The sequence below is a fragment of the Rubritalea sp. genome (genome assembly GCF_039830215.1).
Lineage (GTDB): Bacteria > Verrucomicrobiota > Verrucomicrobiia > Verrucomicrobiales > Akkermansiaceae > Rubritalea.
The window spans coordinates 1-20,974 of sequence record NZ_JBDOPO010000166.1 but is presented as its reverse complement, the minus strand read 5'-3'; the positions used below and the strand labels follow the sequence as shown (position 1 = coordinate 20,974).

At 48.1% G+C, this 20,974-nt stretch carries 17 protein-coding genes and 1 tRNA gene; 15 read left to right on the top strand and 3 right to left on the bottom strand.

What is annotated here, in order from left to right; translation table 11 throughout:
• The first annotated feature begins 204 nt into the window (after positions 1 to 204).
• The 11 genes from ABGY95_RS05570 (at position 205) to trpD (ending at position 11,352) form a co-directional block, all read left to right on the top strand.
• A complete protein-coding gene (locus ABGY95_RS05570) occupies positions 205 to 435 on the top strand; it encodes a hypothetical protein (RefSeq protein ID WP_347440708.1) in 231 nt (76 codons plus the stop codon).
• Positions 436 to 828, top strand: coding sequence for a Fic family protein (locus ABGY95_RS05565; protein WP_347440707.1), 393 nt, complete (start codon positions 436 to 438; stop codon positions 826 to 828).
• 8 nt (positions 829 to 836) lie between these two features.
• The gene (locus ABGY95_RS05560; protein WP_347440706.1) at positions 837 to 1,451 is read left to right on the top strand and encodes a phosphatase PAP2 family protein; all 615 of its coding nucleotides are present in this window, start codon (positions 837 to 839) and stop codon (positions 1,449 to 1,451) included.
• A gap of 48 nt (positions 1,452 to 1,499) precedes the next feature.
• Positions 1,500 to 2,267, top strand: a complete 768-nt coding sequence (locus tag ABGY95_RS05555) for a pyridoxine 5'-phosphate synthase (RefSeq protein WP_347440705.1) — start codon at positions 1,500 to 1,502, stop codon at positions 2,265 to 2,267.
• A gap of 30 nt (positions 2,268 to 2,297) precedes the next feature.
• Positions 2,298 to 2,684, top strand: a complete 387-nt coding sequence (gene acpS, locus ABGY95_RS05550) for a holo-ACP synthase (protein WP_347440704.1) — start codon at positions 2,298 to 2,300, stop codon at positions 2,682 to 2,684.
• Positions 2,685 to 2,780: 96 nt separating this feature from the next.
• Positions 2,781 to 2,855, top strand: a tRNA-Asn gene (locus ABGY95_RS05545).
• Between the two features lie 877 nt (positions 2,856 to 3,732).
• A complete protein-coding gene (locus ABGY95_RS05540; RefSeq protein ID WP_347440703.1) occupies positions 3,733 to 5,493 on the top strand; it encodes an assimilatory sulfite reductase (NADPH) flavoprotein subunit in 1,761 nt (586 codons plus the stop codon).
• 50 nt (positions 5,494 to 5,543) lie between these two features.
• Positions 5,544 to 7,265 (top strand): NADPH-dependent assimilatory sulfite reductase hemoprotein subunit, encoded by a 1,722-nt coding sequence (locus ABGY95_RS05535; protein WP_347440702.1) that lies wholly within the window; start codon positions 5,544 to 5,546, stop codon positions 7,263 to 7,265.
• 107 nt (positions 7,266 to 7,372) lie between these two features.
• A complete protein-coding gene (locus tag ABGY95_RS05530; protein WP_347440701.1) occupies positions 7,373 to 8,101 on the top strand; it encodes a phosphoadenylyl-sulfate reductase in 729 nt (242 codons plus the stop codon).
• A gap of 1,143 nt (positions 8,102 to 9,244) precedes the next feature.
• On the top strand, positions 9,245 to 10,213 hold the full coding sequence (cysK, locus tag ABGY95_RS05525) for a cysteine synthase A (RefSeq protein WP_347440700.1): 969 nt from the start codon (positions 9,245 to 9,247) through the stop codon (positions 10,211 to 10,213).
• Positions 10,214 to 10,308: 95 nt separating this feature from the next.
• Entirely contained in the window at positions 10,309 to 11,352 is a 1,044-nt protein-coding gene (gene trpD / locus ABGY95_RS05520) for an anthranilate phosphoribosyltransferase (RefSeq protein WP_347440699.1), read from the top strand.
• A gap of 68 nt (positions 11,353 to 11,420) precedes the next feature.
• Here the strand turns inward: trpD and ABGY95_RS05515 are convergent, their stop codons facing one another.
• Genes ABGY95_RS05515 through ABGY95_RS05505 form a run of 3 tightly spaced genes read right to left on the bottom strand, consistent with a single transcriptional unit; the run spans position 11,421 to position 14,954 of the window.
• Positions 11,421 to 12,407, bottom strand: a complete 987-nt coding sequence (locus ABGY95_RS05515; protein ID WP_347440698.1) for an ABC transporter permease — start codon at positions 12,405 to 12,407, stop codon at positions 11,421 to 11,423.
• Positions 12,408 to 12,422: 15 nt separating this feature from the next.
• A complete protein-coding gene (locus ABGY95_RS05510) occupies positions 12,423 to 13,340 on the bottom strand; it encodes an ABC transporter permease (RefSeq protein ID WP_347440697.1) in 918 nt (305 codons plus the stop codon).
• 3 nt (positions 13,341 to 13,343) lie between these two features.
• On the bottom strand, positions 13,344 to 14,954 hold the full coding sequence (locus tag ABGY95_RS05505; RefSeq protein ID WP_347440696.1) for a peptide ABC transporter substrate-binding protein: 1,611 nt from the start codon (positions 14,952 to 14,954) through the stop codon (positions 13,344 to 13,346).
• 158 nt (positions 14,955 to 15,112) lie between these two features.
• Here ABGY95_RS05505 and ABGY95_RS05500 point away from each other — a divergent pair, with 158 nt between their 5' ends.
• From ABGY95_RS05500 to ABGY95_RS05485, 4 genes are all read left to right on the top strand, one after another.
• On the top strand, positions 15,113 to 16,465 hold the full coding sequence (locus ABGY95_RS05500; protein ID WP_347440695.1) for an ABC transporter permease subunit: 1,353 nt from the start codon (positions 15,113 to 15,115) through the stop codon (positions 16,463 to 16,465).
• A 20-nt stretch (positions 16,466 to 16,485) separates the two neighbouring features.
• Complete coding sequence (locus ABGY95_RS05495; RefSeq protein ID WP_347440694.1) at positions 16,486 to 18,057, top strand: ABC transporter permease subunit; 1,572 nt, start codon at positions 16,486 to 16,488, stop codon at positions 18,055 to 18,057.
• 12 nt (positions 18,058 to 18,069) lie between these two features.
• Positions 18,070 to 20,193: an ABC transporter substrate-binding protein gene (locus ABGY95_RS05490; RefSeq protein ID WP_347440693.1), complete on the top strand. Its 2,124-nt coding sequence runs from the start codon at positions 18,070 to 18,072 to the stop codon at positions 20,191 to 20,193.
• Positions 20,194 to 20,200: 7 nt separating this feature from the next.
• On the top strand, positions 20,201 to 20,974 hold a 774-nt coding region (locus ABGY95_RS05485; RefSeq protein WP_347440692.1), incomplete at its 3' end, for an ABC transporter ATP-binding protein.

The window sequence follows — 20,974 nt, the reverse complement described above, 5'->3', positions numbered from 1 at the left end:
TACAATGCGCCAGTACTATGAAGTTTCTCAAAAATGAATCGCACGAGTTCTCACCAATCTATTGGCTGGGAAGCTTCTCCGATTCGTCCGAATGGGTTGCATGTCCTTTTTAATTTTAACCTTTGAGTAGTCTGGTGCTAGTTAGTCCTTATCCTGTAAGGGCTTAGTTGACACGATCCCTAAATCTAATAAAATGTGATACGTATGGCCATAACGATTACAAAAGTAGAAAATTCTCGCGGGATTATTTTTGATTCTGCATTACTGGAATTGGCTAGTTTCAATGGAGGGGATAAGCTCAATGTGACAGTGCGCGAAGGTGGGGCAATCATGCTCTTGCCCCATATTGAGGCTATAGAATTAGAGGTTGCGGCGAGTATTGCAGCTGATGAGTTCTCTGCTAATCTCGAGCTTTGTGAGCGGCTTTCACAGTAGATGATAAAGCATTTACCAACTGGAGCTGTTTTAGCGATTCATGAGCAAGTGATGTTAGCTCATTATGAAGGTTTGAGTCTAAGGGGTCGAGCTCTACTCGCAAGTGCGGTTGCGTCACCCAAAGCGACCTTCAGTGGAGAAGCGATCATCTCTGATGGTGTAGAATTAGCTGCGGCGTATTCGTTTTTCATTTGTGAAAATAATCCATTCATAGACAGCAATAGACGGACAGCTCTAGCGAGTTGTTTAGTTCTCTTGAGTGAGCACTCCCAATTAGAAAATATTCATCTTGATGTTGATGCTTGGGAGGCATTTTTTTCGAATCTGGCTTCCTCTGATTTGGGAAGAAATAATGTCATGAGCCTGCTACGATTATTGGTCAATGAGAGCTAGTTAATATAATGAACGAATACTACACAAATTTTCTAAGACGGGGGTTCTCTGGCATAATCTTGGTGATCTGGATTCTTGCTCCCTACGTATTGCTTCAGCAATTTGCCATCCGCGAGATCTGGTGGCTCCAGCCGACGGCGTTTGACAATGCGATTCCTATCAATTTTCACAGCCTTTGGTTCTACTACACTTTCTATCTGTTGTTGGCGGTTGTAGGGCTCTTGATTGAGCGACCAGTCTACCTCCGTTATCTCTATGTCATAGGGTGGACGACCATGGTCGCACACATGATCTTTTTATTGTTACCTAATGGACTATCCCGGATGGAAATCCATTTGCCCGATGCCCCAGTGTATTACCATTGGCTAGCTACTTGCGATCAGCCGCGCAATGCGTTCCCGTCGCTGCATGTGGCGCTCTCAGTGGTGGCTGGCATCGCAGCATGTGCATCCAGGCGCTTCAACTTAGTTGCCAAAGTTGGTGTGATTGTTTGGATTGTGGGAATCATCTGGTCGACCATAGCTCTGCGTCAGCACGTCATCATTGATGGCATAGCGGGCACAGTCATCGCAGTCATTGTTTGGTTGATCGTAGGGAAGGTTTGCCGACGAGAGATCGAGTAGTAGCAAAGGGGTTTTGACAGATGAGGGAGGCTGAGGCATATCCATTGCATGAGCTTACTTTTGGGCGTCAATATTGACCATGTTGCTACTCTCCGTCAGGCGCGTTATGCGCTGCTACCTGACTCACAAAATGCGGAACCATCACCAGTGAGTGTGGTGGAAGACGCTAAAGCTGGTGGAGCTGACTCCATCACCATCCACGTACGTGTCGACAGACGCCATATGCAGGATGCAGATGCTTTCGCAGTCAAAGAGCAATGCGATCTGCCGATCAACCTAGAGATGGGAAACACGGCTGAAATGCTCGCGCTTGCTCTTAAGCTGAATCCTGAGTTTGTCTGTCTCGTTCCAGAAACCCGTGAAGAAGTGACAACTGAAGGTGGACTCGATGTGGCGGGGCTTTTTGATAGCCTCCAGCCTACCGTCAAAACTCTCCAGGCCGCTGGCATAAAAATCAGCATGTTTATTGATCCAGACATTTCACAAATCGAAGCATCAGCCCGTATTGGTGCCGAGATGGTAGAACTACACACTGGTTGCTTTGCCAATGCCTTTGGTGAGCAGCGCAAGGTCGAAGTGTATCGGCTCATTGCCGCATCCACAAAAGGTCATGAGCTCGGTATCCAAGTCAATGCAGGTCACGGTATCAACTACACCAACATCGTGGATCTCTACGATGTTCCCTACCTAGTGGAATTCAATATCGGGCACTCGATTGTTGCCCGTTCCGTGCGCGTCGGTTTCAAGCAGGCCGTTGCTGAAATGGCCGAACTCATGAAGGGCTACCGCGGCACCCCTGGGTGCGCCAAGCCCTAGCTTAGCCTTCTTTAACTTCAGATAAATCACATGCAAATCTTTGGCATAGGTATCGACGTCGTCGAGATCGATCGAATTGAAGAATCCATCGAGAAGTTTGGCGACAAATTTCTCGATCGGCTCTTCACGCCTGAAGAGCGCGCGTATTGCGATTCCCAAAAACGGCCACACGTCAACTATGCCGCGCGCTTTGCAGTGAAAGAAGCGGTGGCTAAATCCTTTGGCACTGGCATCGGAAAAGAGCTTTCTTGGCTCGATATGACAATCCTCCGAGCCCCAAGTGGTGAGCCGAGCGTTGTATTCAGCGGGGCTGGGATGGTTTTCATGGAGAACAATAAAATCGTCTCAGTGAAGATAAGTCTCACGCACGCAAAGCAATACGCCGCAGCCAATGCCATTGCTATGAGTGAGCACTAAAAAAAGTGCGTTTAACTGCATGTTTTGTCTTGCGTGAGGCCTACGACTAGTGCAATTTCCACGCAGTCGACTGAGCTAGCGCTCAAGGCAATAAGTTCCGGCATAGCTCAGCGGTAGAGCGGGTGACTGTTAATCACTAGGTCCTTGGTTCGATCCCAAGTGCCGGAGCCACTTGTTATAACTCATGTGCTAATTGTTTGTGGTTTTTTATTTTATGTGGTACAGAGTGGTTGTGTTATAATTTTCTTTGCTTGTCTGAGATCTTTCCGAGCGTTAGTCATAGCGAATTTATTGCCTTCAATCGTTACAATATTGTTGTTTCGTTTCCCATATTTCTAATTGGTCCGATTTATCGAATTAACCCAAATGGTTGAGTCTAGGATTTTTTGTTTAAATTAAGCGACCTAAGGAATTGTGACAAAGGCTGAATAATGGGAGATATTCTCCACTCGCTTTGCAAATAGTTACCGCTGATGTGGCTTCGTCCTTTGGTATCTGCCGCATGCTTTTTGTTGTCGAGAAGTCTAAGGTGGCTGCCTTCTAGTGCTTAGAAGGGGTATGATGGCTGTGTCGACATAATTTAGATTTTTGAGATTCTTACCCACTGGAGCTCTCTCACTAATGCAGACGAGCAGATGTACTGCATTTACTCCGCTGAAAAGCGCGAGTGTTGGCTTCGCGAGTGCTAGCGATTGTAGCCTCTGAACTAGGTGCCTCATGTTTAGGAAGAGCGCCATCTAGTTCTTTGTTTGTAGGTGGCAGGTATCTAGCTGATAAAGTGCCAGCGGATACTATCAAGGCTAAAAGGATTAGCTGGTTGCTGTGTTTCAGTGTGGTACGTGGGAGTTGTTTGCCCATTTGGCAATCTGAGTTTTGGGTGTGAGTTGCTGATTAACGGCACTTTAAGCCGCTATATTACATGCTTTTGCTCAGAAGAATCTTTCTTCTAAAAGAGCTTGCGCGTTCAGATTTCCGAGTGTTAACTGCGAACAGGTAAACATAACAATACTTAGCAACTTTGTAATGTATTGGAAATTTCGTAAGAATAATGATCCCATCACACGCTCCTTTTGAACCGAACCAGCGCACTGCACTCAGTGTATTGCTTCCTACTTTGACGCCCGAGCAGAAAGCTTGGCTCAGTGGCTTCCTTGCAGCTTCGCAGGGTGGCTCAGTCGCAGCACCTGCTGCAGCTTCTAAATCTTTGACTGTGCTCTATGGCACAGAGTCTGGTAACTGTGAATCCTTAGCTGATAAGACAGCTAAAGAAGCCAAGAAAAAAGGCTTCAAGGTTGCACTGAAAAACCTCGCTGACATTGCAGTAAAGGATCTTGCGAAGTTTGAAAATGTGGCACTGCTCATCTCCACATGGGGCGACGGTGAACCACCAGAAGCGGCTGTGGCATTCCACACAGAATTTATGAACGCGGAGCTCGACCTCAAAGGACTCAAGTTCTCAGTCCTTGCTCTTGGTGACACCTCTTACGACAAATTCTGCCAGACTGGTAAAGATTTTGACACACGCCTGGCAGCACTCGGTGCTGAGCGTGTGGCTGACCGAGTCGACTGTGATGTTGATTTCGACGATGCCTACGCAACTTGGAAAGAGTCACTTTTCGCAGCATTCGGCACAGCTGAGGCAGCTGCTCCTGCATTTGAATTCGCAGCAGCTGCTCCAGCAGTGGAATACGGCCGTAAGAATCCATTCCCTGCTGAAGTGCTCGACAACCAACTCATTAATGGAGAAGGCTCGGCTAAAGAGACAATCCACCTCGAGCTCGACCTCGAAGGTTCCGGCCTCGACTACGAGGCAGGTGACGCTCTCGCAGTGGTTCCTGTAAACTCCGATGACGTAGTTGCTGCAATCCTCGCCGCGTCTGGCCTCAGTGGCACTGAGCAGGTGGAAATCAAAGGTGAAGACAAGTGCGAGCTCAAAGAGGCTCTGACATACAAGCTCGACATTACTGGACTTTCCCGTGCAGTTGCTAAGAAATACCAATCTCTCGCAAAGAGCGATGAGCTTGGCAACATCGTCAGCGACGAACAGAAAGCTGAATTCAAGAATTGGTCATGGGGTCGTGAGATCGTTGATCTTCTCGAACTTTTCCCAATTCAGAAGCTCGAAGCTCAGGCATTGGTGAGCGTTCTCCGCAAGCTTCCACCACGTCTTTACTCTATCGCATCTAGTCCGAAAGCGCATCCAGGTGAGGTCCACCTCACTGTGGCAGCTGTCCGCTATGAAGGTCACGGCAAGGCTCGCAAGGGAGTTGCTTCTACCTACATCGCTGACACAGCCAAGGCTGGTGAGAAGGTTCAGGTCTACGTGCACAAGAACAAGAATTTCCGTCTTCCTGAAGATACTAACAAGCCCGTCATCATGGTTGGCCCAGGAACAGGTATCGCTCCATTCCGAGCATTCATCGAAGAACGTGGCGAAACAGCGGCGAAGGGCGAAACTTGGCTCTTCTTTGGCGACCAACGCTACACTTACGACTTCCTCTACCAGCTCGAACTTCAGGACCACCTCAAGTCAGGAGCTCTCACTAAGCTCGACGTAGCGTTCTCTCGCGACCAGCCAGAGAAGGTCTACGTGCAGAACAAGATGCAGGAGCAAGGTGAAGAAATTTATAAGTGGCTCGAAGCGGGGGCTTACTTTTACGTCTGTGGTGATGCTGAGCGCATGGCTAAGGATGTGAACACAGCACTTATCGACATCGTTGCTAAGCATGGTGGCAAGTCAGCAGACGACGCAGCGGCATACATCGACGCACTCAAGAAAGACAAGCGCTACCAGCGTGACGTCTACTAAGAGGCCAAGCCTCTATTTCAAATTACAAATCTTAAATTACCAATTTTACTATGAGTGAAGAACAAAGATTATCAGCAAACGAGTACCTCAAGATAGAATCTAACTATCTTCGAGGAACGCTTGCTGAGGAACTCGCAGATTCATCCACTGGTGGCATCACTGAAGGCTCTGGACAGATGGTCAAGTTCCACGGTTGCTACGTCCAAGACGATCGCGACCTCCGCGCAAACCGCCGCAAGCACAAACTAGAGAAAGCATACAGCTTCCTCATGCGTGTCCGCCTGCCAGGTGGTGTGGTTTCGCCAAAGCAATGGCTCCACATGGACTGGATCTCGGAGAATTTTGCAAACAATACTCTCAAGCTTACTACCCGTCAGGCGTTCCAGCTTCACGGTGTGATCAAGTCCCAGCTCAAGCGCACAGTTCAGGAAATGGACAAGGTCGCGCTCGACTGTATCGCAGCCTGTGGTGACGTGAACCGTAACGTGATGGTGAACCCAAACCCACATCTTAGCACGCAGCACGCCGACGCGGTGAAGCTCGCTACAGAAATTTCTGAGCACCTGCTTCCACAAGGTGGCGCGTACCACGAGATCTTCCTCGATCAGGAAAAAGTCATTTCATCTGAAGAAGTAGTCGAGCCGATCTACGGCAAGACTTACCTACCACGTAAGTTCAAGATTGCGATCGTGATCCCACCGTCTAACGACTGTGATATCCACGCAAACGACCTTTCCTTTATCGCGATTGTAGAAGACGAGAAGATCGTTGGTTACAACATAGCAGTTGGTGGTGGCATGGGCATGACTCACGGTGTTGAGAATACATTCCCGCGTCTTGCTGACATCATCGGTTTCTGTACTCCAGAGCAGGTGGTTGACGTGGCTGAGAAGGTTGTCCTAGTGCAACGTGACAATGGTAACCGTTGTGACCGTAAGCAATCACGACTCAAGTACACTATCGAAAGCCGCAGCACTGCGTGGTTCACTGAAACTCTTAATGAGTACCTTGGCTACGAGATCGCTCCTGTACGACCTTACGAGTTCACTACTAATGGTGACAACTTCGGTTGGCACGAAGACGAGACAGGTAATTGGCACCTCAACCTTTTCATCGAAGGTGGTCGTGTGGTCGACTCACCAGCATTCCCAGTGAAGACTGGGCTTCGTGAAATCGCGAAAGTGCTGAAAGGTGAGTTCCGCCTCACAGCGAACCAGAATCTAGCCATCTCTAACATCCCAGCTGTCCAGAAGGCTGAGATCGAAGCTATTCTCGAGAAGTATAAAATCCTCAAGAGCCACGAGCGTTCTGCGCTACGTCTCTACTCTATCGCTTGTGTGTCACTTCCAACATGTGGTCTCGCACTAGCAGAGGCGGAGCGTTATCTCCCAGTGCTCGTCACTGATCTTGAGGAAGTGGTAGAAGCATGTGGACTCCGCCACGATGCAATCACCATTCGTATGACTGGTTGCCCGAACGGTTGTGGTCGTCCATTCCTCTCCGAAATTGCTTTCGTTGGTCGCGGCCCAGGCCGTTACAACCTCTACCTCGGTGGTGGTCACGCAGGTCAGCGCCTCAACAAGCTCTACCGCCAAGACATCCTCGGCGTTGACGCAAAAGAGATCCTCAAACCAATCATCGAAGATTACGCGAAGAACCGTGAAGACGGCGAGCGCTTCGGTGACTTCGTCATCCGTGCTGGCTATGTCGCAGCGACTGTCAATGGCCCGGATTTCCACAAAAATATCAAGCCAGAAGCAATTCCTAGCTAAGCCGACTTGCGGCGTGGTTTTAAGTGTTAGGTGCTAATTTTTACGCCCAGCACGATGAAATCTAGCACGTAACGACTCAATACCGACTAAAGGGACTAAAGCGACCAATGAGTGCAGCAGAACAGAAACTAACAGATGCAGGAGTTATTGCTAATGAGCTTGTCGCAAAAAAAGCGGGCGAGCGCATTAAGTGGCTCTATGAAACCTATGGAGACCGTGTGATGGCGAGCACCAGCTTTGGTTTGCAGGCAGCTGTGATGCTTCATCTGATCAGTGAAAATGCGCCTAAGATGCCAGTTGCTTTCGTTGATACTGGTTATCTTTTTCCGGAAACCTACAAGTACATCGAGACGCTGCAAGAGCGCTTCGATGTGGATCTCCGCATCTACAACCCAAAGCTGACAGCAGCGCGCCAAGAAGCGCTGTACGGTAAGCTTTGGGAGCAAGGTGAAGAAGGAAATACCAAGTACGGTCTGATCAATAAAGTCGAACCACTCGATCGTGCAATCAAAGAGATCGGCGCAGATATTTGGATCAGTGGCTTACGCCGAGCTCAGTCCAGCACACGTCAAGACCGTCCATTTGCTCAACAGCAAAGCGCAACAGTCAAGGCTTACCCGATTCTTGATTGGGCTGACGCTCAGGTGAATGTCCATTACCACATGCACGATCTCCCGCGTCATCCGCTCGAGGCAAAAGGCTATATCACCATGGGGGATTCACATTCCACTATTCCAGCGACTGAAGGAATGAGTGCGGAGGAAACTCGCTACGGTGGCCAAAAATACGAATGTGGTCTGCACCTCGATAATGGAAGCAGCGACTTCCAGATCTAAATTCGATTTACAGACTAAAAAATTTCAGCACCAGTCCCTTAAGGGATTGGTGTTTTTTTATGCCTTCTACGTTGGTAATAGACACCATTCAGTCATCAGCCAGAAGCTTCTAGTTCTGGTTGATGACTGTAGTGCAGTGTCTAATTTACGGATAGTTGATACTCCGCTTGAGGAGTTATATAAACACGTTGTCTCGCCAGCACCCTTTGCCGTCCGTGCTCACTTTGATCTTCTCTAGCAAAGCTGATTGTAGCCTAATTGATAAAGCGTATGCTGAGAATCAATCATAGCTTTTCGCTCACATTGATTCCTAACTGTTCGTACTGTTGTAGAAGAAAGTCCTTCTCTAGTCCGAGTAGTCCCACTTTACGGTCCATCTGAGCCTCCTTAATTTCGTTTTTTTCAATTCTTTCTTGATGGTGTTAGAACTCTCAAAAAGCTCAACCATTCGAGACACTACTCCTTTTTCCACTGACTGACCTGAGATTGAGCTACATCATTCTCTTGGGCACTGTCGTTTATTGAGTGAACACCCTTGAGGGTTTCGTGGCGATTCGTGCTTTAAATCCAGCACTGAGCTGTCTTTTCTTGCTTTTCATTTGTCCTGTTTTCCGGTGATTAAGCCACCGATGAACAGTCAGATATTTCAATACACTATTGGCTCCGTTTAGGGGATACCTTCTATACTTGGTGGTACTACGACAGCAGCCCAGAAGGATTGGTCAACTATGACTCACTACATCAGGGGCTTTGCTGTAATGGGTTGTTCACTGACCCCAATCTGCCAGACGTACTAGCTATTGTGGGTCGCATTGCTTCACCCAAGGAATTGGCTATCTCTGAAGACCGATGAGCGATGTTATCTAGAATTCTATTAACGGCCGAACAGGAGCATTTGAGTGGAATGCAGTGAGTAGCGCGCGATTCAGATAAAGGATCTGCTGTGCGGAGAATTGAAATGTGCGTTACTGCTTATCTGCGCTCTATCCGAAGTGCGGAATCTATCAAGCTTGCTAAAAATTACGCGCCACTTGGTGCGTTGGCATATAATGCGAATATGTAGTATTTCTGTCTGGTCAAACGATAGTTCGGATGGGAAAGTCTCGCAGTTCGAATCTTAATCAATTTCAAACAAATATTACTATGGGAATTCTAGCACAAAACATGGTCGACACGGTCGGCGACACTCCGCTCATCAAGCTTAACAAAATCACTGCAGGTCTCGATGCCGAGATCTACGTCAAAGGTGAATTTTTCAACCCACTATTCAGCGTCAAGGATCGTATCGGAAAGTCGATGATCGAAGCTGCTGAGAAGGATGGCTCACTCAAGCCGGGTGGCACAATCATCGAGCCGACTTCTGGTAACACAGGAATCGCTCTTGCATTCGTTTCACGGGCTAAGGGGTACCGCTGTGTTCTCACAATGCCTGAGTCGATGTCCATTGAGCGTCGCGTACTTCTACGTATGCTTGGTGCTGAGATCGTTCTCACTCCAGCCGCTAAGGGTATGGGTGGCGCGATTGCTAAAGCAAAGCAACTTCTCGAACAAGACCCAACAGCATTTGGCCCTTCACAGTTCGACAATCCCGCGAACCCACAGGCTCACCGTGAGACAACTGCCGAAGAAATTTGGAGCGCACTCGATGGCGATGTTGACTTCCTCGTGTCAGGTGTGGGCACTGGTGGCACAATCACAGGTGTTGCAGAAGTGATCAAGTCGCGTAATCCTAGTTTCCAAGCAATTGCCGTAGAGCCTGAGAACTCACCCGTTATTGGTGGTGGTTCCCCAGGTCCTCACAAGATTCAAGGAATTGGTGCTGGTTTCCTCCCAGGTAACCTCAACACTGACATTGTGGACGGCACAATCACTGTGACTAACGAAGACGCATTCGAGACTGCTCAGAAGCTAGCTCAAGAAGAAGGTCTTCCTGCAGGCATCTCTACTGGAGCTAACGTATGGGCTGCTATCCAGCTAGCTAAGCGTCCTGAAGCTAAGGGTAAGAAAATCGTAACTATCGGTTGCTCCAGCACTGAGCGTTACCTTTCTACTCCACTCGCAGAAAAAATCCGTGAGGAAGTAGCCAACCTTCCAGTTTCTGAAATCGTTTAGTCTCATTTCGAGATAACAACTTTCAAATGCCCACAGCTTAATTGCTGTGGGCTTTTTCTTTCACTTTTCGAATAGGCTGTTAGCTTTTATCCAACATGGACGTGCTAATCAAATGTGTACAATCAGGGCAAGAGCTGACCTCAGGCCAAATTGTTGCCTCAGCTGAGTTCTTATTGGATGAGAATGCTTCGATTGAGAAAAAGGTGAGCTTCCTCAAAGGGCTTTCAGCAAAAGGTGAAACGGCAGCAGAGATTGCAGGATTTGTGGAAGCATTCCTCGAGCGTGCAGTCGACCCAGGTACAGGCAGAATGGCCTTCGATGGCCCAAGCATCGATGTCTGCGGTACTGGTGGTGATAAGCTCAACCTCTTCAATGTGTCGACGACTAGTATGTTCGTGATCGCTGCCGGTGGAGCCACTGTGGTGAAGCATGGTAACCGTGGTATCACCTCAAAAAGTGGTGGTGCTGACGTGTTGGAAGCATTAGGTATTCGCCTAGATATTTCTCCAGAAAATTTCCGCAAATGCCTCGACGAAGCGGGAGTCGGTTTTCTCTTCGCCCCAATGTATCACCCGGCTTTTAAGGCAGTTGGGCCAGTGCGAGCAGAGCTGGCTAAAGAGGGGATTCGCACGATTTTCAATTTGATTGGGCCATTGCTCAATCCAGTTCGGCCACAATGCCAGTTGATTGGTGTATGTGACCCCGCCCTCGGACCAGTGTTTTCAGAAATCCTACAACATCTCGGTCGCGAGAGTGCTTGGATAGTTAATGGCAGCACTGCCGATGGTCGCCCTGTCGATGAAATGAGCCTGATGGGCACCACTGAGATCTTTACAACTTGCAGTGAGCAAGAACTGCTTAGTAAGACTGTCACACCAAGCGATTTCGGACTGACAGTTTGCAATGAAGTTGAGCTTGAGGGCGGCGAGGCTGACGAGAATGCTCAAATTCTCGTTGATATACTTTCCGGCAAAGAGACGGGAGCAAAGCGTGAGATGGTGCTTCTCAATGCAGGTGCCGGTCTGGCCTGTGCTGGGCTCGCTGATGACATCGCTGATGGAGTCAACAAAGCGCGCAAGCTCATCGATTCAGGTGCAGCTATCGAACGGCTCCGCAAATTACAAGCAGTGGCGAAGTAAGCAGACTCACTCATCAATATAAAAGCGCATCCTGTGATGCGCCTTTTTTTATTGGTGATTAAGCGACATTAGTCCTTAGACGCTTTCGGGTCGAGAGCATCTCGCAGGCCATCTCCTAGGAAGTTGAGAGCGAAGAGTGTGAGTGAGAAGGCAATACTTGGAAAAATCAAGAGTCGTGGATAGGTTTCCATGTAGTTGGCACCATCTTTGAGGAGGATACCCCAAGAGCTGTTTGGTGATTCAACACCGAGCCCAAGGTAGGAAAGTGATGCCTCGAAAAGGATGAAACCTGGGACAGTCAGCGTGGCATAGACAATCACTGGCCCCAGCATGTTGGGCATTATGTGACGGAATAGAATTTTGTTGTGAGGGAGCCCTAGTGAGACCGCTGCTTCGACAAATTCCTGTTTTTTAATGTTCATTACCTGAGCCCTAGCCATGCGGGCCATGGTGAGCCAGCCAAGTGATCCAATGGCTACGAAGAGTGGGATCAGGTTGGTGGTCTTTTTGACGAATTCAGCATTCCAGCCCCAATCGTCTTGCATCAGGATGGCCACCTCTTTCATGTGTTCGGAAATGAGTAGAGAGAAGAGGATCACCAGTACCAGAAATGGAAGGCCGTAAAGAATGTCGACTAGACGCATCATCAGCGTGTCCATTCGACCGCCAACGTACCCCGCAATTGAACCGTATATAATTCCAATGACGAGTGAGACTGAGGTGGCGACGAGACCAACTAGCAGGGATATTTGACCACCATAAAGTAGTCTTGAGAATAGGTCACGCCCAGATTGGTCGGTCCCCAACCAGTGTGCTGATGAAGGTGGCGCAAAAGTGTTGGTGAGGTCCTGGTAGTTGGGGTTTTTGAACCAGTGGCTAGAGCGCTCAAGTGGGTCTTCAGGCGCTGTGATTTCTCCGATCACAGGGGTGATGAAACACAGTAGGATGATGAGAACTAGTACAGCCATGCTGCCGGTTGCCATTCTATTTTTCTTTAGCCGAACCCATGCGTCAGCCCAGAGAGAATTACCTTTATCGATTTTTGTTTCGCTCATGATAAAAGGTGTTGCTTAGGCTTTGCGTAGGCGTGGATTGAGCAGTGCGAGAGCGATGTCAGCTGCGAGGTTGGCTATGACAATCAGGATTCCAAAGAGAATAACTACTCCTTGAATCAGGTTGTAGTCACGGGCGAGTGCTCCATTGATGAAGTGCTGACCGAGTCCGGGGATTTGGAAAATGGTTTCTACGATGAACGAGCCACTGATGAGGGCTGCAAATGCGGGCCCGATGTATGCGATCGATGGGATGATACCACCGCGCATTGTATGTTTGAGAATGATATTTAGCTGACTCACCCCTTTAGCCCTAGCTGTCCGGATATAATCTTGGTTGAGAACTTCTAGCATTCCTCCTCTAGTGATACGCGCGATGTAAGCAGCGGTCGCGAGACCTAGCGTGACTGATGGTAGCACCCAGTCGAGTGGATCACCCCAGCCAGCGACTTTGAGAAAGGGGACGTTACTAGCAACTGATGACGCAAGCAATGGACCAATAACAAAGGACGGAATACTGATACCAAACATAGCGACCACCATCGTGCCGTAGTCGATGTAGGAATTTTTGCGCAGAGCTGAGATGATGCCAGCAGGAATGCCGACGGCTATAGAGATGAGAATGCCACTGACTCCGAGTGCGAGTGAGGCGGGGAAGGAATAGCGGATGATCTCGAAGACGTCACGGCCGGCCTTTGACATCGCTGGCCCGAGATCAGCTTGCGCCACATTCCCCAGATAGTGAAAGTACTGCACAACTGTGGGTTGATCGAGTTTGTAGTATTCACGGTTTTTCTGAATGACGTGTTCTGGAAGCGCTTTTTCATCGGTCAGCGGGTCACCGGGCATCAAGCGCACTAACACAAATGTGATAGAGAGTAGAAAGAAGACTACGATGACTCCCTGACCCAGTCGGCTAAGTATTGTTTTAAACATGGCTTAGTGGTTCTCTAAATCGACGAACTTGTATGGGTGGTTGTTGAGTAATAGTGGGTGCCAGCCTTTCACTGATGAATCAATCAGGTAGTTTGTGCTCGCCCAATAAAGAGGAATAATTGGCATGTCTTTTAGTAACTGTTCTTCCGCTTTTTCAAGGGTGTGAATCCTCTGGCTTGGATTACTCGACTGTGCGCCAATTTTTAATAGCGCTTCGTATTCTTCGTTGTACCAATTTGTGCGGTTGTTGCCGCCACCCTTAACCCACATATCGAGGAAGGTTGATACATCAGGGTAATCAGCGACCCAACCGCCTATACAGAGGTCATAGTCGCTCTTATGTACTTTGTCTAAATAGGTTTTCCACTCGAATTGTTCGATAGAGACTTCCACTCCGAGTGTTTGCTTCCACATCGCCTGCATCGCTTCACAGAGTCGTTTGGTCGAGTCCTTATCGGTGGCTAACAAGCGTAGTCGCAATGGGGTTGATGGACCGTAGCCAGATTTCTTCAAGTGTTCTTTTGCTTTAGCGAGGTCAAACTCAACCATCTGCGGTGATTGGTATTCGCCGATTGGCGGTACCAAGGCGTGGGCAGCTATTTGTCCACCTTGTAGGATGTTGTCGATCAGGCTTTGTCGGTTGATCGAATAGGCTAGCGCCTTTCGGGTATTGGGATCACTCACTTTGTCACTGAGGACATTACAGCGGAGGAAACTGCTCGTGAAATACGGTTCCTGCCGGAGGTTTTGAGCATAGTTTTCTTTAGAGTATTTAACCATCTCGGGAGCCAAGGTGTAGGTGACGTGTAGTTGGCCGTCGAAGAACATCCGCGCTTCGGTATAGGGGTTTTTGATCGGCAAGAAATGGATGGCTGATAGTTTTACCTGCTCAGTATCCCAGTAGTGCGGGTTGCGCTCGACCTCGATGAACTGGTTGTACCGCCATGATTTGAGCTGGAACGCTCCGTTTGAAACGAGTTTCCCCGGGGCGGTCCAAGCGGTGTGTTTTTCATCGATAGCTCCGTACTTGAGAACTGTGTGCTTGGGTACAGGGAACCATGTGTAGTGCTTGGTTAAATCTGGCAGGAATGGGGTGGGTGCTTTGAGCTCAAATTTGAGGGTGTGTGGGTCTAGTGCCTCAACTCCAACTTTGCTGAAATCTGTTAAATTACCTTTGTTAAATGCTTCTGCATTGGTGATGAAATAGAGCATTTCAGCATATTTTGCTGCAAATTCTGGGCTGAGAATGCGTTCGTAAGCGAAAAGAAAATCTACCGTGGTGAGGGGACTGCCGTCGGACCATTTGGCATCTTTACGCAAATAAAATGTCCAACTCTTGAAGTCATCTGATGCTTGCCACTTTTCGGCAACACCAGGTAGGTGGATGCCGTCCTTCTCTGGGTGTTGCACGCAGAGTCCTTCAAATAAAGCATTGATGATGTTGCTTTCTATCACCCCAGTGACGACTTGTGGGTCGAGGTCTGCTGGTTCGTCGCTGTTACCAATGAGTAATATCTTTTCCTGCGTCGCTTTGTCGATGGTTCGATCTCCTTCGCAACTCGAAAGCAGTACTATGGTTAGAGATGTGAGTAGGATCTGAAGCAGTGGTCGCATGGCGAGCTCGAACTTGGCTGAAAATCACGCCACATCCAGCCATTTTTTTCAATAAAAAGGAGAACAATTCACTGAAACCCCTTCTTGCCTTCGCTAAGTGGCTGTCATACGTACTTGTATGCTCGTTCAGTGCTACTGGTGAAGCGCATTTGTCATTCATGAAAACTTATTTTATCCGCCGACTTTTACTCGTGCTTCCTACCATGATAGGAATCACTTTGCTTGTCTTCACTGTGACCCGGTTTGCCCCCGGGGGACCGATGGATGCCATGCTTCAAGCTGCAGCCGCTGGTGGTGATGACGAAAAATCAGGATCCGGTAATAAGTCGGAAACCTTGTCTACTGACGATAAAGAAGAGTTAGAGGAAGAATATGGTTATGATAAAAATATTCTTCATGCCTATGGCCAGTGGTTAGGAGTGCTACCAAAAGAGACTTGGATTACAAAAAAAGAATTCGGTAAAGAGTCAGTCGATAAGGAGATGAACACGAATAAGCATGTGCGTCTGGTGCTCAAGGGCACAGATCGTGTGGCTGAGGTCAAAATTAACAGAGAAGAGGGTACTGAGGTAAGCCTGCAGAGTTTCAGCTACAGCGATAGCACTGGTGGAGACCCTGCTGCCGATGGTTGGTCTATCCGCATTGAGTCACCTGAGGATCGCACGGCGCGCTGGGCGAGACGCGAGAAGCAAGCAGCTGAGAAATGCCCAGAGAAATATGCATTCCGAGCAGTAGCGTATCAGACCAAGTTCACTGGATTAGTTCAAGGGAACCTCGGCCGCTCCCAACAATATGGAGACACAGTGATTTCTATGATCATTGCGAGGATACCGATCGCGCTTTATTTTGGATTACTGTCGACTCTGATTATTTACGGAACCTGTATCCCGCTAGGAGTGATGAAAGCGATCACACACCGCTCATGGTTCGACAACTTGAGCTCGATTATGATTTTTATCGGCTATGCGATACCTGGTTATGCGCTCGGTGCGCTCTTGGTTGTTTTCTTGGGTGCCCAGATGGGATGGTTTCCTATCTTCGGACTAACCAGCGAAGGTTTTGATGACATGTCGGTATTTGGTAAACTGATGGATCTAGCACACCACACAGTGCTCCCTATCATTTGTTACGTGATTAGTGGTTTTGCCTTCTTAACCATGCTGATGAAGAACAACCTGATGGATAACCTCTCGTCTGATTATGTCCGTACGGCGATGTCTAAGGGAGTCACTTTCCGAAAGGCTGTGATTGGTCACGCATTCCGAAATTCCTTTATCCCGATTGCCACTGGCTTGGGTGGTTTGATTTCACTCTTTGTGGGTGGTTCTATGCTGATCGAGCGAGTTTTCGATATCCAAGGATTTGGAATGCTCCAGTTCCAATCAGTAATGGATAAGGACATACCTGTGATCATGGGCACACTGACGATAAGTGCCTTCCTTATGCTGCTAGGAAATATCCTGTCGGATCTGATTGTTGCGATGGTCGACCCTCGCATTAAATTTAACTAAGCATTAGGAAGAAAAATTTTATGAGAAAAGTTGCTTGGTTTATACTTGTTTCTTCGATTCTAGCCACCGTGGCTGAGTTATGTGGCATGCACTTACCGTCTATTAGTTGGGCGTATAATTTGTCCCACAAGACGAGTTGGTTGCACAGTGCTAGTGGCGACGGAGCCATGGCTGGAAAAGTGGCGTGGTTTGGCTATATTGTCAGTGTTATTGGCGTAGCCTTGTCTGCTCTTATCCTAGCGAGAGTACCAGCTGGTCGCCCAATGCTGCCGACAACGAAAGTCCGGCTGCAGAGGTTCAAAGCAAACACACGTGGCTTTGTTTCCTTCATCATCATTGTTGCAATGGTGATCCTGGCTGGGCTCGACCAAGTGGTCGTCGGTAAAAAAGCTCTTTTTGTACAGACCTCTGAGGGGGTGAGCTTCCCAGCATTTAGCCGCAAGGTCTATACCGGCAAGGACTTTGGCGAGACTGGCGACTTGGCATCAGCGGAAATGAACTACCGAAATCTGAAGGGTAAAGAGGGATTCACAGTAGTGATGCCGCTGGTCCCATACGATCCGACTCAGGATACTGTGAAAGTCCCGTATAAGGTTTTAGAGGAGAATGATGGCTTACTTATGGGAATGGACGGTAAACCCATGAATGGTAGTGCCTCGACTCTCTTCAATGGTGATTCTGAGTCTCGCCATATGATCTTTGAATACCGAGAAGGCATAAAGAAAGGCTTAGCAATCGGGAGAAAGCCAAATGGCGAGCCAGTCTATGAAGCTCGCTATGAGGCGGGAGTGCTCGTGGCTGGTTCTGAAGATTACAAAGGAGAAGGCATGAGCAAAGAGGAATTCCTTGCCTCTGGTGGCAAGGAAATCTGCAAGGTGTTGTTTCACGCATCGCCTCCAGGCGGTGAGCACCTGCTCGGTACCACCCCTCTAGGGAGCGACATGCTAGCCTACCTCTATGGCGGGTTACAAGTGAACATCAAAGCCGCGCTCATCTATATCCCGATGATCTACATTATCGGAGTCACTCTGGGGCTTTTGATGGGATTCTTTGGTGGAGCCTTTGATTTGATATTCCAGCGTATCATTGAAATATTCTCAACCATCCCGTTCCTCTTCGTGGTGATTATCTTCAGTAGCATGGTGGATGCTGAGAACCGTGGATTGGCTATGATTCTAGGGATACTTATTCTCTTTGGCTGGATGGGCATGACCTACCTGATGCGAACTGCCGCGATGAAGGAAAAAGCAAGGGATTATGTTGCTGCTGCTCGTGTCTCAGGAGCATCCACCTCGCGCATTATCTTTACCCATATTCTACCGAACACCGTGGCTATCTTGGTCACACTCGTTCCATTCAGTGTTTCAGGTATTGTGATGTCACTCACTGCCCTTGATTATTTGGGCTTTGGTCTCCCTTCAGAATACGCGACTTGGGGGACTTTGCTGAAAGATGGTTTAGGTAACTTCTCCAAACCTTGGTTGGTTACTTCCTCTTTCACTGCATTGGTAACCACTTTGATCTTGGTGACCTTCGTTGGTGAAGCAGTTCGAGACGCCTTCGATCCTAAAAAATTCACTACTTACAAATAATATTTTCGAACTATGAAATACGTTCAAATTTTCCTGTGCCTACTCAGTGTGCCTCTCTTCACCTCATGTGAAGAGACAACGGTGAAGGTGCAACGCGAATCTGGCTTCGAGGCCTTTGTAGAGAACTACAACCGCAATATTGAAGAGTGGCTTCTGGAGGAACAAGAGGATATAGATAAGCAGGAGAAAATTCTTACCAAAGAATTGCAGGCTGCTAGCACTGAGACTGAGAAAAAAGCGAAGCAATCTCGATTGAAAGAGCTCGTGAAGCTACGCGAAAAGTATGCCTACCGTCAGGGGCTCAATGGCTATTTTGATTTTAAAGAACCAAGTGATATCCCGCAAGATTTGGTGTGGGAGAATGGCATGGAGAATCCTATTATTGGAGACTCTAGAGCCAAGAAAGGTGGGGTCTTTCATACATGGATGCTCACATTTCCTAAAACTTTGAGGCCATTCGGGAAAAATTCTAACGGCAGTTTCCGTGGGGAGCTATATGACCAGATCGATATGGGATTTGTTGGGTATCACCCGATCACCGACAAACCAATTCCCGCTCTAGCCAGTGAGTGGGCGCGCGGTGCTGACGGGCACACGATGTTTTTTAAGTTAGATCCTGATGCGACTTACAGTGATGGAGTCAAAATCAAGGCGTCAGACTTCATGTTTTATATCTATATCCGTATCTCTGATAATGTGATTAACCCATTCCAAAAGCAGTATTTTAAAGAACAGTTTGCAAATATCACAACCTATGGAGATTCGATGATTTCAGTGTCATTGCCCTCACCTAAGCCGAAGTTGCCATACTACTGTAATATTTCACCATCAGCCCCTCACTTTTACTCTGAATACGGCCCAGACTATAAAGACCGTTACCAATGGCGTGTGGCTCCAACAACTGGTGCATACACCGTACACCCGGAAGATATCAAGAAAGGCCGTAATGTGACGCTTTCTCGTGTCAAAGATTGGTGGGCAAAAGATAAGAAATTCTACAAGTATTCGCATAATGTGGATAAAATCAGTTATCAGGTGATCGCTGAGAAATCGAAAGCTTTCGAACTGTTTCTGATTGGCGATCTGGACACATTCGTTCTGGGCTCTCCAGACTACTGGTACGAGAAAATGGAGGTGCCCCAGTATTTCAACGGCTACATTGAGAAAGTACAGTTCTACAATGACTTCCCACGAGTGCCTCGTGGAATTTACCTCAATATCCATCAAGAGCCACTGAATGATCTCAATGTTAGATTGGGGCTCGCACATGCAATGGACTTTAAGAAAGTGAATACCATACTTTTCCGTGGGGACGCCGAGCGTCTCCGTCACTGTGGTGAAGGATTTGGCATGTTTAGTAATCCGAATATCGAGCCCCGAGAGTATTCAGTGAGTAAGGCTGAGGAGTATTTTGCTAAAGCCGGCTATGCTTCACGTGATAGCGACGGCTATTTAGTCAATGCCAAAGGTGCGAGACTACAGCTAGAAATCACTTGGGGGAGGGTACCAATCTACGACCAAATGATGGATAAACTCAAAGAGGGAGCTAAGAAAGCTGGGGTCGAAATATTGTTAGACGGACAGCAGATCTCTGTGGCATTCCCTAAGATGTTAGAGAAAAAGCATCAATCTGCTTTCTCTGGATGGAACGTGCAACCACCATTCCCTCGTTATTATGGTCTGTACCATTCTAGCAATGCATACGATGAAAAGGGGAATGTGAAGCCACAAACAACCAACTTCAATTCCTACAGCAACCCAGTAATGGACAAACTTTGTGAGGATATTCGCGCTGCAACCAATGTGGAGTCTTTACGAAAAGACGCATGGGCAGTTCAAAAACTGGTGCACGATGACGCACTGTTTATTCCTGCCCTGAAGTCAGCCTATGTGCGTATGGGCAATTGGAAATGGGTGCAGTGGCCTCAAACTAACCTCTACGAGTTCTGTGTGCCAAATGTCTATCTCCCTACCGAAAGCTACCTTTACTGGATAGATGAAGACCTGAAGAAAAAAATTCTAGCAGCTAAAAAAACGGGTGAGAAATTGCCGGAGACAAATCATTTCTTCGATCTTTACCGCAAGGGAATTCCTAAGCTAGAAGAGTTAGAAAAACGCTCAATCAACCAAAACTAAAACGATCGTGTCAGAAATTGAAAATATTCTAGAGCTCAATGGTCTCGTCACCGAGTTCAAGACTGAACGTGGCTGGTTGCGTGCTGTCGATGGTGTTAGCTTCAACGTGCCTAGAGGAAAAACTGTTGGTATTGTTGGGGAGTCGGGTTGCGGAAAGTCCGTGACCTCCATGTCTATCGTGGATCTACTCCCAAAACCAATGGGGCATGTCCGTGGTGGCGAAGTCCTCTTCAAGGGACGAGACCTACGCAAAATTGCACACAAAGAATTTTATAAAGTCCGTGGTGGTGAGATCGGTGTGATCTTCCAGGAGCCGATGACAGCGCTCAACCCCGTGCACCGCATTGGCCGCCAGCTAATGGAGGTTCTTCTTCTCCACCGTGAGATGTCCAAATCAGAAGCGCGCCAAGCCGCGATCGATATTCTCAATAAAGTAGGCATCCCAGCTCCAGAGCGCAGAGTCGATGAATACCCGCACCAGCTTTCAGGTGGCATGCGCCAGCGCGTGGTCATCGCCATGGCTCTCGCCTGTAAGCCAGACCTAGTGATTGCCGACGAGCCAACAACAGCGCTCGACGTGACTGTGCAAGCTGAGATTTTAGACCTCATCAACAATCTTCAAAAGGAAATGGGCATGTCCGTCATCATGATCACCCACGACCTCGGAGTTATCGCTGAGACCTGCGATGAAGTGGTCGTGATGTATGCAGGTCGCGTGGTTGAACGTGGCGATGTACACACGATTTTCAAAAATCCAATCCACGCCTATACCAAGGCATTG

Bases quoted from the DNA above. Each gene is read 5' to 3' on its own strand.
- ABGY95_RS05540 (WP_347440703.1), top strand. From the start codon at position 3,733: ATGATCCCATCACACGCTCCTTTTGAACCGAACCAGCGCACTGCACTC.
- ABGY95_RS05510 (WP_347440697.1), bottom strand. From the start codon at position 13,340: ATGTTTAAAACAATACTTAGCCGACTGGGTCAGGGAGTCATCGTAGTC.
- ABGY95_RS05570 (WP_347440708.1), top strand. From the start codon at position 205: ATGGCCATAACGATTACAAAAGTAGAAAATTCTCGCGGGATTATTTTT.
- ABGY95_RS05495 (WP_347440694.1), top strand. From the start codon at position 16,486: ATGAGAAAAGTTGCTTGGTTTATACTTGTTTCTTCGATTCTAGCCACC.
- ABGY95_RS05560 (WP_347440706.1), top strand. From the start codon at position 837: ATGAACGAATACTACACAAATTTTCTAAGACGGGGGTTCTCTGGCATA.
- acpS (WP_347440704.1), top strand. From the start codon at position 2,298: ATGCAAATCTTTGGCATAGGTATCGACGTCGTCGAGATCGATCGAATT.
- trpD (WP_347440699.1), top strand. From the start codon at position 10,309: ATGGACGTGCTAATCAAATGTGTACAATCAGGGCAAGAGCTGACCTCA.
- ABGY95_RS05565 (WP_347440707.1), top strand. From the start codon at position 436: ATGATAAAGCATTTACCAACTGGAGCTGTTTTAGCGATTCATGAGCAA.
- ABGY95_RS05535 (WP_347440702.1), top strand. From the start codon at position 5,544: ATGAGTGAAGAACAAAGATTATCAGCAAACGAGTACCTCAAGATAGAA.
- ABGY95_RS05515 (WP_347440698.1), bottom strand. From the start codon at position 12,407: ATGAGCGAAACAAAAATCGATAAAGGTAATTCTCTCTGGGCTGACGCA.
- ABGY95_RS05505 (WP_347440696.1), bottom strand. From the start codon at position 14,954: ATGCGACCACTGCTTCAGATCCTACTCACATCTCTAACCATAGTACTG.
- ABGY95_RS05490 (WP_347440693.1), top strand. From the start codon at position 18,070: ATGAAATACGTTCAAATTTTCCTGTGCCTACTCAGTGTGCCTCTCTTC.
- ABGY95_RS05530 (WP_347440701.1), top strand. From the start codon at position 7,373: ATGAGTGCAGCAGAACAGAAACTAACAGATGCAGGAGTTATTGCTAAT.
- ABGY95_RS05500 (WP_347440695.1), top strand. From the start codon at position 15,113: ATGAAAACTTATTTTATCCGCCGACTTTTACTCGTGCTTCCTACCATG.
- cysK (WP_347440700.1), top strand. From the start codon at position 9,245: ATGGGAATTCTAGCACAAAACATGGTCGACACGGTCGGCGACACTCCG.
- ABGY95_RS05555 (WP_347440705.1), top strand. From the start codon at position 1,500: ATGAGCTTACTTTTGGGCGTCAATATTGACCATGTTGCTACTCTCCGT.